A 13,240-nucleotide genomic window follows, 5' to 3' on the forward strand; every position below is an offset into this window, starting at 1 on the left:
CATGAAAGTTCTTTCGGTTTCGTCCGAAGTCTTCCCGCTCATCAAGACAGGGGGCCTCGCCGACGTGGCGGGCGCCCTGCCGATCGCGCTCAAGCGTTTCGGCGTCGAAACCAAGACCCTCATGCCCGGCTATCCGGCTGTGATGAAGGCGATCCGCAATCCGGTTGTCCGGCTTCAGTTCGATGATCTGCTCGGCGAGCCCGCGACAGTCCTCGAAGCGGAGCATGAGGGGATCGATATCCTCGTGCTCAATGCGCCCGCTTATTACGACCGCACGGGAGGCCCCTATCTCGATGCGACCGGTCGGGACTATCCCGACAACTGGCGTCGTTTCGCAGCGTTGTCGCTGGCCGGTGCCGAGATTGCCGCGGGTTTGATGCCGGGCTGGCGACCCGATCTCGTGCACACGCACGATTGGCAGTCGGCGATGACCTCGGTTTACATGCGCTACAACCCGACGCCGGAGTTGCCGAGTGTTCTGACGATCCACAATATCGCGTTCCAGGGACAGTTCGGCGCGGATATCTTTCCGGGTCTACGCCTGCCGCCGCACGCCTTCGCAACCGAAAGCATCGAATATTACGGCAATCTCGGCTTCCTGAAGGGCGGCCTGCAAACCGCCCACGCCATCACGACCGTTAGTCCCTCCTACGCCGGCGAGATCCTGACCCCGGAGTTCGGCATGGGCCTCCAGGGCGTCATCGCAAGCCGAATTGATTCCTTGCATGGCATCGTCAACGGCATCGATACCGACGTCTGGAACCCGTCGACCGATCCCGTTGTCCACACCCACTACAATGGCACGACGCTGAAGAGCCGCGTCGAAAACCGTACCTCGATTGCCGAGTTCTTCGGGCTTCACAACGACAACGCACCGATTTTCTGCATCATCAGCCGCCTCACCTGGCAGAAGGGCATGGACGTCATCGCCGCTACCGCGGATGAGATTGTCGACATGGGCGGAAAGCTTGCGATACTTGGTTCCGGAGATGCAGCAATCGAAGGTTCGCTGCTTGCCGCCGCGGCCCGCCATCCGGGTCGAATCGGCGTCTCCATCGGTTACAACGAGCCGATGTCGCACCTCATGCAGGCCGGCTGCGACGCCATCATCATCCCTTCGCGTTTCGAACCCTGCGGCCTGACACAGCTTTACGGCCTGCGCTACGGCTGCGTGCCGATCGTCGCTCGCACCGGTGGCTTGAACGACACCGTCATCGACGCCAATCATGCTGCTCTTGCAGCGAAAGTGGCAACCGGGATACAATTCTCGCCTGTGACGGCATCGGGCCTGTTGCAGGCCATTCGCCGTGCGTTACATCTCTACGCCGATCAAAAAGTCTGGACCCAATTGCAAAAGCAGGGCATGAAATCGGATGTCTCGTGGGAAAAGAGCGCCGAGCGCTACGCTGCCCTCTATTCAAGCCTCGCCCCCAAAGGCAAGTGAGAGAAAATGATAAAATCCGTATCCACTACGCCCTACCAGGATCAAAAGCCGGGCACGTCCGGCCTCCGAAAGAAGGTTCCGGTATTCCAACAGCCGAACTATGCCGAGAACTTCATCCAGTCGATCTTCGATTCGCTGGAAGGGTTTCAGGGCAAGTGCCTCGTCATCGGTGGCGACGGACGCTACTACAATCGCGAAGTCATCCAGAAGGCGATCAAGATGGCCGCCGCCAATGGCTTCGGCAAGGTGATCGTCGGCAAGGGCGGTATCCTGTCCACCCCGGCAGCCTCGCACATCATCCGCAAATACAAGGCTTTTGGCGGCATCATCCTGTCGGCCAGCCATAACCCCGGCGGCCCGACCGAAGACTTTGGCATCAAATACAACATCAGCAATGGCGGCCCGGCACCGGAGAAGATCACCGACGCGATCTATGCGCGAACGAAGGTGATCGACACCTACAAGATCGCCGATTTCGCAGACGTCAATCTCGACCGCATCGGCAAGGACGAACTGCCGGGCGGCATGATTCTCTCCGTGCTCGATTCGGTGGAAGATTACACGGCACTCATGGAAGAGCTGTTTGACTTCCCCGCGATCCGCAACCTCATCAGCCTTGGTTTCCGCATCGCCTTCGACGCGATGAGCGCCGTCACCGGCCCCTACGCCAAGGAGATCTTCGAAAATCGCCTCGGCGCGCCGTCCGGCTCGGTCCGCAATTTCATGCCGCTGCCCGATTTCGGCGGCCACCATCCGGATCCGAATCCGGTTCATGCCAAGGAACTCTACGACGAGATGATGGGCGACGACGCGCCCGATTTCGGCGCGGCGTCCGATGGTGACGGAGACCGCAATCTCATCATCGGCCGCGGCATCTTCGTCACGCCCTCCGATAGCCTTGCGATTCTCGCCGCCAACGCCAATCTCGCGCCCGGTTATTCGGGCGGCCTCGCCGGCATCGCCCGCTCCATGCCGACATCAGGCGCTGCCGACCGCGTGGCCGAGCGCCGCGGCATCGGCATGTACGAGACCCCGACCGGCTGGAAGTTCTTCGGCAACCTGCTCGACGCCGGCATGGCGACGATCTGCGGCGAGGAAAGCGCCGGCACCGGCTCCAACCACGTGCGCGAGAAGGACGGCCTTTGGGCGGTTCTGCTGTGGCTGAATATTCTCGCGGTGCGTGGTGAAAGCGTGCAAGAGATCGTCACGCAGCACTGGCAGACCTACGGCCGAAACTACTATTCGCGTCACGATTACGAGGGCGTGGACACCGAGGCAGCAAATGGCCTGGTGGCAAATCTGCGCAGCCAGCTCGCTTCGCTGCCCGGCCAGAGCTTCGGTCCGCTGAAGGTCGAGAAGGCGGACGACTTTGCCTATCACGACCCGGTCGACAAGTCGGTCAGCGAGCATCAGGGCATTCGCATCCTGTTCGAGGGCGGCTCGCGTGTCGTCTTCCGCCTTTCCGGAACCGGAACATCTGGCGCCACTCTGCGCGTTTATCTCGAGCGATACGAGGCGGATTCCACCCGTCACAACATCGAGACGCAGCATGCGCTAGCCGACATTATCGCTGCCGCGGAGACCATCGCGGATATCCGCAGCCGCACTGGCCGCGACGCTCCCTCCGTGATTACCTGACCGGAACATGGCGGCGAACAAGACCCGGCAAGGCGGAGCAACCCTCTTCGAGACCGGCGTCGATTTCGCCGTGTGGTCGCATAATTCAGGACAGATCGAACTGTGCCTGTTCGGCGACGACGACAAGGAACTGGCCCGCTTGCCGATGGAGCGAGGCGATGACCACGTGCATCGCCTCTTCGTCGACGGATTGAAGGAAGGCGCGCGCTACGGCTATCGTGCCGACGGTGTCTACGCCCCCGATAGCGGCCTCTGGTTCGATCCATCGAAGCTTCTCGTCGATCCCTATGCCAAGGAACTCGATCGCCCGTTTAGCCACGATCCGCTGCTCGGTAGCTTCGGCGCCGACACGCAGCATCTGGTGCCGAAGGCTATTGTCACCCGCGATGTGCCGGTGAAGCAAACAAAGCCGCTCTTCGAGCCGGGTGGCTTCGTCTACGAGGTCGCTGTTCGCTCCTTTACCAAGCTGCATCCGGATGTACCCGAAGCCCAGCGCGGCACGGTCGCCGCCTTGGCGCATCCCTCGGTGATCGCCCACCTGAAGCGGATCGGCGTCGATGCCGTCGAGCTCATGCCGATCACCGCCTGGATCGATGAGCGCCATTTACCGCCGCTCGGCCTGAGAAACAGCTGGGGCTACAACCCCGTCGCCTTCATGGCGCTCGATCCGCGGCTCGTGCCGGGCGGCATGGCGGAACTTCGCGACACCGTTGCGAAACTCCACGGAGAAGGCATTGCCGTCATTCTTGACCTCGTCTTCAATCATACCGGCGAGAGCGATCGCTTCGGCACGACGCTGTCGCTGCGTGGCCTCGACAATCTCTCCTTCTATCGCCATTTGCCACAGCGCCCCGGCGATCTGGTCAACGATACCGGCACCGGCAACACCGTCGCCTGCGATCACCCCTATATCAGGCAGTTGATCATCGACAGCCTGCGGAATTTCGTGCTCGGCGCCGGGATAGATGGTTTCCGCTTCGACCTTGCCCCCGTCCTAGGCCGCACCGCAAGCGGCTTTGAGGGCACTGGGGAAACGCTGACGGCGATGCTCGCCGACGAGGTTCTAAAAGATCGCGTGATGATCGCCGAGCCTTGGGACATCGGCCCCGGTGGCTATCAGCTCGGCAATTTCCCGGTGCCATTCCTCGAGTGGAACGACCGTGTCCGCGACGATATCAGGTGTTACTGGCGCGGCGACGACTGGAAGACCGGCCCATTGGCGACTGCGCTTGCAGGATCCTCTGACATCTTCGGCCGCAACGGCGGACAGGCGACGCGCAGTGTCAATTTCCTCGCGGCCCATGACGGCTTCACGCTCAACGATCTCGTCTCCTACAGCGGCAAGCACAACGAGGCGAACGGCGAGGAAAACCGCGACGGCCATAATGAAAACCACTCCTGGAATAACGGCATCGAGGGCGAAACTCGCTATCCCGATATCATCCGCCGGCGACGCGACGACCTGAAGGCGCTGCTGTCGACGCTCTTTACCAGCCGCGGCAGCATCATGCTGACGGCGGGCGACGAAGCCGGCCGCACTCAGCGCGGCAACAACAATGCCTACTGCCAGGACAATGAAATCACCTGGATGGATTGGGCAGCGCTCGACGACGAACTCGTTGCCCACACCGCCTTCATCTCCGGCCTGCGCAAGCGCTTCTCCGCCTTCTCTCAAGCAGCCTTCCTCAACGGCAACGGCGATGTCGAATGGATATCGCCTTCAGGCCAGCCGATGACCGTCCAAGAGTGGGAAACCCCGAATTTTTCGACGCTCGGCATGCTACTTGCAACCCGAGACGAGCAAGGCGGCAAGGCCACGCGCTTGGCGGTGCTCTTCAATCGCTCGGGCGGCGAGGAAGTCTTTACGCTCTCTGGCTCCGGCTCTTGGCGGCATCTGGCCCCCGATGCCGCCAAGAAGTCGGTGGCATCGGCCATCGTGCCGCGCCGTTCGGTGGCTTTCTATCTCGAAAGTTGATCAGCCGAGTTCAACCCTGCAATTCCTTGTCGCAATCGTCACAATCCCATTGTAAGGCTTGCGCAGCCGCTTTCTCATGAGGAATCAATGGTCAAGGAAATTTCGCTCGCGGACGTCCGTGGGCTGGTGGGCACTGAAACCGGCCTCTCGGACTGGATCGTCGTCGATCAGACGATGATCGATGCGTTCGCGCATGCGACCAACGACCATCAGTATATCCACGTCGATCCGGAGCGCGCCGCCGCGAGCCCGTTCGGCGGCACAATCGCCCATGGCTTCCTCACGCTCTCCCTGCTCTCGGCCATGAACTACAACGGGTTGCCCAAGGTCCGCGAACAGACGATGGGCATCAACTACGGCTTCGAGAACGTCCGCTTCCTGTCGCCCGTGAAATCAGGCGCGCGCATCCGCGGCCACTTCGTCCTTGCCGAAGCCCGCTTCCGCGGCGCCGGCATGTTGATGACGACCTACGAGGTCTCGATCGAGATCGAGAACGAGAAGAAGCCGGCGTTGACCGCACGCTGGATCACCATCATCCAGTTCGACCCAAAGGACCGGCCTGAGGACGCCTAGCGTCGACCTTAACGAGCGACCATGCGCGGTTCGCGGCTATGGCGCACCGTTGATCTCAACGATGTTGCAATCGGGATCGAGCAGATAGGCTTGCGGAAAACCTGCCGGCCCGTCACGTCTCAGACGCAGCCGCCAGGGATCGCCCTCGGGCGCATCCTCGCGAAAACCCTTGGCGATCAGTCCGCGGATGCAGCCGTCGAAATCATCGGTGCGGAACGCGAAATGTCCGTCGGCCGTGTCTATCGTGGCTGCGCGCCGGAAGGTGCCAGTCGGATGGACGATGAGGTGAACCTGCAGCGCGCCGCAGGCGAACCACGCTCCAACGGTACTGAACGCTGGCCGCTCAATTTGTTCGAGGCCGAACACATCGCGATAGAAGGCGACCGAACGGTCGATGTCCGTGACGACAATGGAAACGTGATGCAGCATCATCGAAGACACCCCGCATTCGTTGCGATGGCGCTCCGATCGGGACCGCGCCCAGCGGATGATGGCACAAATGTCGGCAATCCTGCAACGTGAAGCTGATCGGGGGGCGGCACAAGGGCATTCCCCCGATCAGCAATTGCATCCTGGTTGCACTTCAGTGCCCGGCGTCTTCAGCGCCCTCAGCCAGCAGGCCAAAAACGAAATCCGCGAACGAACGCCAGCACTCGACGCGGAAAGTATCGTCCTCGGTGCGGAAAAGCACGATCTCGGCCTTTCCGAACAGCGTGCGCGAGCAGGCGCCCACGGGGAAGGCCTCGAGCGACAGATCCTGCGGGCAGCCCGCCGAAATTGTCGCTTCCGCCCCGGGACCGGAGACGATGATCGCGACGTTGCGGTGCGAAACGTCGGTTGCCGAATGCAGCACGGCCGACTTGGCGAGCGGCGCCATCAGGTCTGCACCGGCCTCGTCGATGACAAGCCATTCGTCCGGCCCGAGCCAGAGGGCCGCACGGCCACCCTTGCGGCCTGACGTTTTCGGGGACGGCGGGACCGTGACACCGAGCGCGGAGGAAAGAGCCTTGAGCGACTCCGCTGGTGCGCGAAGCGCCACGCGGGTTGCCGCTGGCGCTGCCGTCAACCGTACCGTGGCCGAACCACCGTGACGGCCGGAAAGCACCGACTTGCGAACTGCCGTATCAGCCATTGATGCGGCCTCCTTCCTTGTCAAAGAACACCATATCCGTCACCTCGACGGCAATCGTCTTGTCGGGCATCGGCACGTAGAGCGTCTCGCCCATCCGCTTGCGACCACCGGCGACCAGCGCAAACGCGATCGACTTTCCGAGGTTTTCCGACCAGTAGGACGATGTGACGTGCCCCAGCATCGTCATCGGCTTCGGCTCGTTCGGGTTGGCAACGATCTGCGCGCCCTCCTCGAGCACGATCTTCGGATCCTTGGTGATGAGGCCGACCAGCTGCTTGCGGCCTTCCTTGACCAGATCCGGGCGCTTCAGGCCACGAATGCCGACGAAGTCGGTCTTCTTCTTCGATACCGCCCAGTTGAGGCCGGCATCATCAGGCGTCACGGTACCATCCGTGTCCTGGCCGACGATGATATAGCCCTTCTCGGCGCGCAGCACGTGCATGGTCTCGGTGCCGTAGACGCAGGCGCCGAGCGGCTCGGCATTGGCCCAGACGGCTTCGAGCACCGACTGGCCGTAATCGGCTGGAACGTTGATTTCGAAGCCGGTTTCGCCGGTAAACGACACGCGGAAGAGACGTGCCGGAACGCCCATGACCGTGCACTCGGCAACGCTCATATGCGGGAAGGCCTCGTTGGAGATATCGACGCCCTCGACCAGCGGCGCGATGATCTCGCGCGCCTTCGGACCCTGCACGGCGATAACGGCCCACTGCTCGGTCACCGAGGTCAGCCACACCTTCAGATGCGGGAATTCGGTCTGCAGATAGTCTTCCATGTGATTGAGCACACGCGGCGCGCCGCCCGTCGTCGTCGTCACGTGGAAGCGATCGTCCGCCAGACGCCCGACGACGCCGTCGTCGTAAACGAAGCCATCATCGCGAGTCATGATGCCGTAGCGGCACTTGCCGGGCTTCAGCGTGTCCCAGGCGTTGGTGTACATCAGGTTCATGAACTCGGCGGCGTCAGGCCCGACGACCTCGATCTTGCCGAGCGTTGAGGCATCGAACACGCCAGCCACATCGCGCGCCGTCTTGCATTCGCGCGCGACCGCCTGGTGCATGGTTTCGCCGGCACGCGGATAAAACCACGCGCGCTTCCAGTTGCCGACATCCTCGAACACGGCGCCCTGGGCTTCTTCCCACTGGTGCAGCGGCGTCTTGCGCGTCGGGTCGAACAGATCGCCCCGCGAATGCGCGATCAGCGTACCGTAGGTCACAGGCGTATACGGCGCGCGGAAGGTGGTAAGACCGACCTGCGGGATCTCCTTGCCCAGCATCTCGGCTGCGATCGCCAGGCCGTGCATGTTGGAGAGCTTGCCCTGGTCGGACGCCATGCCGTTCGTGGTGAAGCGCTTGATGTGCTCGATCGAGTGCATGCCTTCGCGCACGGCAAGGCGGATATCCTTGGCGCAGACGTCGTGCTGGAAATCGATGAAGGCCTTGGCGCTGGTCTCGGGACCTGCCCCTTCCGCCGCACCGATCATGCCACCCGTCCACTGATGCGCCTGCTCGGACGAGATGCTGATCTTGCCGCCCGCCTTCTTGCCCGCCGCCTGTGCCATCAGTTCGCCCGCGGCCAGCGATTCCTCGATCGTCTGCTGCAGGTCGTCGGTGCCGTTGCAGGCGCCGACGGAGAGGCAATCCTGCGCATAGGTGCCGGGCAGGAAGCGCTGCGTTTCCGGCTCGAAAGCGACCTTGCCGCGCGACTGCGAGAACAGGTGGACGGAAGGCGTCCAGCCGGCGGAAACCAGCAAGGCATCGACCGCGATCTTGCGTGGCGAGCCGCCGCCGTTGCGGGCAACGGTCATCGACGAGATGCGCAGCTTGCCTGAGGTGTTGACGACCGACTGGCCAGCGAGAACATCGATGCCGAGCGAACGTGCCTCCGCCAGGACCGCCGCGCCCGGCGTCTGCCTGCAATCGACGATCGCCGCGATCTCGACACCTGATCGCTTCAGGTCGAAGGCCGCCTCGTAGGCCGAGTCGTGCGCCGTATAGACGCCGACCTTCTGGCCGACGGCAACGCCGTACTGGTTGAGGTACATGCGCGCGGCCGATGCCAGCATGATGCCCGGACGGTCGTTGTTCGGGAAAACCATGTGGCGCTCGATGGCGCCATTGGCGAGGATGACGCGCTTGGCGCGCAGCTGCCACAGGCGCTCGCGCGGCAGATGGCGGCTCGGGTTTGCGACATGGTCGGTCACGCGCTCGGCGAGACCGATGAAGTTATGATTGTAATAGCCGAAAGCGGTGGTGCGGGTCAAAACCTGCACGTTGCTCATCGCCTTCAGGCTGGCAACCGTCTTCTGTGCCCATTCATAACCATCGAGGCCGTCGATCTTGACGCCGCTGTCAAAACGCAGCGCGCCGCCGACATCGGCCTGCTCGTCGCAGAGGATGACCCTGGCCCCCGATTGCGCTGCCGCGAGCGCTGCCGAAAGACCGGCAACGCCGGCACCGACGACAAGCACGTCACAATGCGCATAGCGGCTGGCATAGTGGTCCGGATCGGCTTCCTTGGGCGCGACGCCGAGACCGGCCGCACGGCGGATCATCGGCTCGTAGACATGCTTCCATGCCGCCTTCGGCCACATGAAGGTCTTGTAGTAGAAGCCGGCCGCGAAGAAGGGGGACATCAGGTTGTTGATGCCGCCGATATCGAAGGAAAGCGACGGGAAACGGTTTTGCGATTCGACGATCATGCCGTCGAACACTTCCTGCACCGTGGCGCGCACGTTCGGCTGCTTGCGGGCGCTGTCGCGCGCCACGTCGATCAGCGCGTTCGGCTCTTCCGCACCGGCCGAGAGAATGCCGCGCGGGCGGTGATACTTGAACGAGCGGCCGACGAGATGGATGTTGTTGGCGATCAGCGCCGAGGCGACGGTATCGCCCTCGAGCGCCGTGTAGCTCTTGCCGTCGAAGGTGAAGCGCGCGGTTCTGGCCGGCGTCAGGCGACCCTTGCCTGCGATACGGTTCGTGCCGCTCATTGTGCCTCTCCTTCGAGTTGTTCGTAGGTCTCGACGGGAGCATGCGGAACGGCGGCCTCGCCGATCGTGGGCTTCGGCTCGCCTGCCTTGTAGGTCATGATGAACTTGTCGCTGATCGTGTCGCGCGCCGCGTTGAAGAAGCGGCCGCAACCGTTGAGGTGGCGCCAGCGTTCGAAGATCAGCCCCTTCGGGTTGTCGCGCAGGAAGAAATATTCCTCGAACGCCTCGTCGGAGATGTCCGCGATATTGGTGGGGCGGGCGATATGCGCATCGCCGGCGCCGCGGAATTCGAGCTCGGAGCGCTCTTCCTGACAGTATGGGCAATAGATAAGAAGCATGGTGTCCTCGTGTCAGTGCGCGACGGCGGCGGCGGCGGCTTCGTCGATCAGACGGCCGGTGCGGAAGCGGTCCAGCGTCAGGCCGGCATTGAACTTGTGCGCCTCGTCGCGGGCAATGAGGTGCGCGAAGAGATTGGCCGAGCCCGGCGTCGCCTTGAAGCCGCCGGTGCCCCAGCCGCAGTTGACGTAGAGCCCCGGAACCGGCGTCTTCGACTGGATGGCCGAACGATCCGGCGTGTTGTCGACGATACCGCCCCACTGGCGCATCATCTTGACGCGGCGGAACATCGGGAAGAGCTCGCAGATGGCATCGAGCGTATGCGTGATGATCTGCAGGCCGCCGGTCTGGCTGTAGGAATTGTACTGGTCGGTGCCGGCGCCGATGACGAGCTCGCCCTTGTCGGACTGCGAGATATAGGCATGCACCGTGTTGGACATGACCACGCAGGGGAAGATCGGCTTCAGCGGTTCGGAGACCAGCGCCTGCAGCGGGCTCGATTGCAGCGGCACGCGCACATCGGCCATCTTCATGACCGTCGTCGTGTGGCCGGCGGCCGAGACACCAACCTTCTTGGCGCCGATGAAGCCGCGATTGGTCTCGACACCGGTAACCCGCCCATCGGGGCCGCGGCGGATACCGGTCACTTCGCAGTTCTGGATGATGTGGACGCCGCGATCGGACGCAGCACGCGCATAGCCCCAGGCCACCGCGTCGTGACGCGCCGTGCCGCCGCGACGCTGGAGTGCTGCACCGTTGATCGGATAGCGGGCGCTGGCGGAGATATCGAGCGGCGGACAATAGGCCTTGGCCTGTTCCGGCGTCAGCCATTCATTGTCGATGCCGTAGAGGCGGTTGGCATGGATATGGCGCTTGAAGGACTGCTGGTCGTGCACATTGTGCGACAGCATCATCACGCCGCGCGGCGAGTACATGACATTGTAGTTGAGATCCTGCGAGAGGTTCTCCCAGAGCTTCATCGAATGCTCGTAGATGTGCATGCTCTCTTCATAGAGATAGTTCGAGCGGATAATGGTCGTGTTGCGGCCGGTATTGCCGCCGCCGAGCCAGCCCTTTTCGAGCACCGCGACATTGGTGATGCCGTGCTCCTTGGCGAGATAGTAGGCCGCACCCAGACCATGCCCGCCGCCACCGATGATGATGACGTCGTATTCAGCGCGCGGCTCCGGCGAGGTCCACTGCTTCTCCCAGCCCTTGTGGCCTCTGAGGGCCTCCCTTGCCACGGCAAAAACCGAGTATCTGCGCATCCGCCTTCATCTCCTTCGGGAAAATGGTCCCTTCTCGTCGGCATACAAATCGCAAATCCAAAAGCGGCACAACGTTTCTTTTGCGACGCGGACCGGCTTTTGTTTTGACACGACGCGAAGAATGAATGAGGTCGCGCGATCTCAGCGCGTCGAAGCAAGCCGAACAGGAATGCTGCAAGTGCCGGCAGTGGCCTCTCGCCCGCCACTCCTGTTATTTTAGACTGTTTGCACTTACAATTTTTGGGCGCATAGTTCACCCGCTGCCAAGCGCTCCTTTTGCGCGTTGAGGGTTTCGAGTCGGCAGCAATGACAACATTCATAGGCCAGACGCCGGCGTCGTATGGGTTGCTGTCCAATCTGGCATAAATGTAACCGGCCGACACGGCACGATGCCCGCTGTCTGGTCTCAGGGAGGATTAGCCATGCAATCGCATTTCATCACCCTTACCGTTAGCCTGCTTTTATCAGGGGCTTGCCTGAGCGGCCCTGTCGTCGCCGCCGAGGACGCCCTGACGAAGGAGGAAGCGGCGTCGATCGGCGTCGACGCCTATCTCTACCTCTACCCGCTGGTCACCATGGATATCACCCGCGCGCAGGCAACCAACGTCGAGGCCGGCAAGACAATGGGCCGAGGCCCGGCCAACATGTTCACCAACGTCCCGCAATTTCCGACTGCCGACTTCAGGGACGTCGTTCGACCCAATTTCGATACTCTCTACTCGATTGCCTGGCTCGATATGACAAAGGAGCCGATGATCGTCTCGGCTCCTGATACGAACGGCCGCTTCTATCTGCTGCCCATGCTGGATATGTGGTCTGATGTATTTGCCTCGCCGGGTTGGCGCACAACAGGAACGGCGAAGGCCGATTTCGCCGTTGTCCCGCCTGGCTGGACAGGCAAAGAGCTGCCCGCCGGAACACAACGGATCGATGCGCCGACGCCGTATGTCTGGGTCATCGGACGCACGAAAACGGATGGGCCACCCGATTACGACGCCGTTCACAAGATCCAGGCTGGCTACACAGTCACGCCGCTGTCGCAGTGGGGCAAGACGGTTGAGCCGGTGAAGGTCACGATCAATCCTGACATCGACATGAAAACCCCGCCAAAGAAGACAGTGGACGGGATGACGGCAGTGGATTTCTTCGCCTATGCAGCGGAGGTGCTGAAGGTCAATCCGCCGCACATCACCGATCAGCCGATCATCAGCCAGATGAAGCGAATCGGGATCGAACCGGGAAAGAGCTTCGATAAAACCAAGATCGCACCCGACATCGCCGCCGCTTTGAAGGATGTACCGGCCGCAGCACAAAAGCTGATGGAATGGAAAGTCCCGTCGCTTGCGCGCGTGGCCAACAACTGGTCGATGAACACCGACACGATGGGCGTCTACGGCAATTATTATCTGAAGCGGGCGATTGTCGCGCAGCTTGGTCTCGGCGCCAACCTGCCGGAGGACGCGATCTATCCCCTCAACCTCGGCGACGAGAAGGGAAACCCGCTAAACGGAACGAACAGCTACAAGCTTCACTTCGACAAGTCGAACCTGCCGCCGGTCAAGGCGTTCTGGTCCGTCACACTTTATGATCCGGAGGGTTTTCAGGTCGCCAACGATCTGAACCGGTTTGCCGTCAGCAGCTGGATGCCGTTCGTCTACAACGCCGACGGGTCGCTTGATCTCTATTTCCAGAACAAGAGCCCAGGCGAGGACAAGGAAGCGAACTGGCTACCAGCACCCGCCGGGTCATTCAACCTGACCATGCGCCTTTACGGACCGGCAAGCGAAGCGCTCACCGGGAAATGGAATCCGCCCCCGATAGAAATGGTGCCTGCGCTCCAACAGGTTACCGCACAGTAGTGCATCCGCACCTACGGCATCTCGCGCTC

Annotated in this window: 10 protein-coding genes; 5 read left to right on the top strand and 5 right to left on the bottom strand. The window is 62.1% G+C overall.

Features of this window, described 5'->3' with window-relative positions:
* Window position 1: 1 nt before the first annotated feature.
* The 4 genes from glgA to FHT76_RS20070 all read left to right on the top strand — a co-directional run bounded on the left by glgA (window position 2) and on the right by FHT76_RS20070 (window position 5,630).
* A complete protein-coding gene (glgA, locus tag FHT76_RS20055; RefSeq protein ID WP_183862306.1) occupies window positions 2-1,444 on the top strand; it encodes a glycogen synthase GlgA in 1,443 nt (480 codons plus the stop codon).
* A 6-nt stretch (window positions 1,445-1,450) separates the two neighbouring features.
* A complete protein-coding gene (locus FHT76_RS20060) occupies window positions 1,451-3,082 on the top strand; it encodes an alpha-D-glucose phosphate-specific phosphoglucomutase (protein WP_183862308.1) in 1,632 nt (543 codons plus the stop codon).
* 7 nt (window positions 3,083-3,089) lie between these two features.
* Window positions 3,090-5,057, top strand: a complete 1,968-nt coding sequence (gene glgX, locus FHT76_RS20065) for a glycogen debranching protein GlgX (protein ID WP_183862310.1) — start codon at window positions 3,090-3,092, stop codon at window positions 5,055-5,057.
* Window positions 5,058-5,144: 87 nt separating this feature from the next.
* Window positions 5,145-5,630 (top strand): MaoC family dehydratase, encoded by a 486-nt coding sequence (locus tag FHT76_RS20070; RefSeq protein WP_016557057.1) that lies wholly within the window; start codon window positions 5,145-5,147, stop codon window positions 5,628-5,630.
* A gap of 36 nt (window positions 5,631-5,666) precedes the next feature.
* On the opposite strand, the gene FHT76_RS20075 is transcribed toward FHT76_RS20070, so the two are convergent.
* The 5 genes from FHT76_RS20075 to FHT76_RS20095 all read right to left on the bottom strand — a co-directional run bounded on the left by FHT76_RS20075 (window position 5,667) and on the right by FHT76_RS20095 (window position 11,352).
* Window positions 5,667-6,062, bottom strand: coding sequence for a VOC family protein (locus FHT76_RS20075; RefSeq protein WP_183862312.1), 396 nt, complete (start codon window positions 6,060-6,062; stop codon window positions 5,667-5,669).
* Between the two features lie 151 nt (window positions 6,063-6,213).
* A complete protein-coding gene (locus FHT76_RS20080; RefSeq protein ID WP_183862314.1) occupies window positions 6,214-6,762 on the bottom strand; it encodes a sarcosine oxidase subunit gamma in 549 nt (182 codons plus the stop codon).
* A complete protein-coding gene (locus FHT76_RS20085; RefSeq protein WP_183862315.1) occupies window positions 6,755-9,748 on the bottom strand; it encodes a sarcosine oxidase subunit alpha in 2,994 nt (997 codons plus the stop codon). Before FHT76_RS20085 ends, FHT76_RS20080 begins: the two co-directional genes overlap by 8 nt.
* Window positions 9,745-10,086, bottom strand: coding sequence for a sarcosine oxidase subunit delta (locus FHT76_RS20090; RefSeq protein ID WP_183862317.1), 342 nt, complete (start codon window positions 10,084-10,086; stop codon window positions 9,745-9,747). Before FHT76_RS20090 ends, FHT76_RS20085 begins: the two co-directional genes overlap by 4 nt.
* A gap of 12 nt (window positions 10,087-10,098) precedes the next feature.
* Window positions 10,099-11,352, bottom strand: coding sequence for a sarcosine oxidase subunit beta family protein (locus FHT76_RS20095; protein WP_183862319.1), 1,254 nt, complete (start codon window positions 11,350-11,352; stop codon window positions 10,099-10,101).
* Between the two features lie 422 nt (window positions 11,353-11,774).
* Between FHT76_RS20095 and FHT76_RS20100 the strand changes: the two genes are divergently transcribed.
* Window positions 11,775-13,211 (top strand): DUF1254 domain-containing protein, encoded by a 1,437-nt coding sequence (locus FHT76_RS20100; protein ID WP_183862321.1) that lies wholly within the window; start codon window positions 11,775-11,777, stop codon window positions 13,209-13,211.
* Window positions 13,212-13,240: the final 29 nt, after the last annotated feature.

This window comes from Rhizobium sp. BK176 (genome assembly GCF_024808055.1).

Coding starts and splice junctions, on each gene's coding strand:
- glgA (WP_183862306.1), top strand. CDS start 2: ATGAAAGTTCTTTCGGTTTCGTCCGAAGTCTTCCCGCTCATCAAGACA.
- FHT76_RS20090 (WP_183862317.1), bottom strand. CDS start 10,086: ATGCTTCTTATCTATTGCCCATACTGTCAGGAAGAGCGCTCCGAGCTC.
- FHT76_RS20095 (WP_183862319.1), bottom strand. CDS start 11,352: ATGCGCAGATACTCGGTTTTTGCCGTGGCAAGGGAGGCCCTCAGAGGC.
- FHT76_RS20070 (WP_016557057.1), top strand. CDS start 5,145: ATGGTCAAGGAAATTTCGCTCGCGGACGTCCGTGGGCTGGTGGGCACT.
- FHT76_RS20060 (WP_183862308.1), top strand. CDS start 1,451: ATGATAAAATCCGTATCCACTACGCCCTACCAGGATCAAAAGCCGGGC.
- FHT76_RS20085 (WP_183862315.1), bottom strand. CDS start 9,748: ATGAGCGGCACGAACCGTATCGCAGGCAAGGGTCGCCTGACGCCGGCC.
- FHT76_RS20100 (WP_183862321.1), top strand. CDS start 11,775: ATGCAATCGCATTTCATCACCCTTACCGTTAGCCTGCTTTTATCAGGG.
- FHT76_RS20075 (WP_183862312.1), bottom strand. CDS start 6,062: ATGATGCTGCATCACGTTTCCATTGTCGTCACGGACATCGACCGTTCG.
- FHT76_RS20080 (WP_183862314.1), bottom strand. CDS start 6,762: ATGGCTGATACGGCAGTTCGCAAGTCGGTGCTTTCCGGCCGTCACGGT.
- glgX (WP_183862310.1), top strand. CDS start 3,090: ATGGCGGCGAACAAGACCCGGCAAGGCGGAGCAACCCTCTTCGAGACC.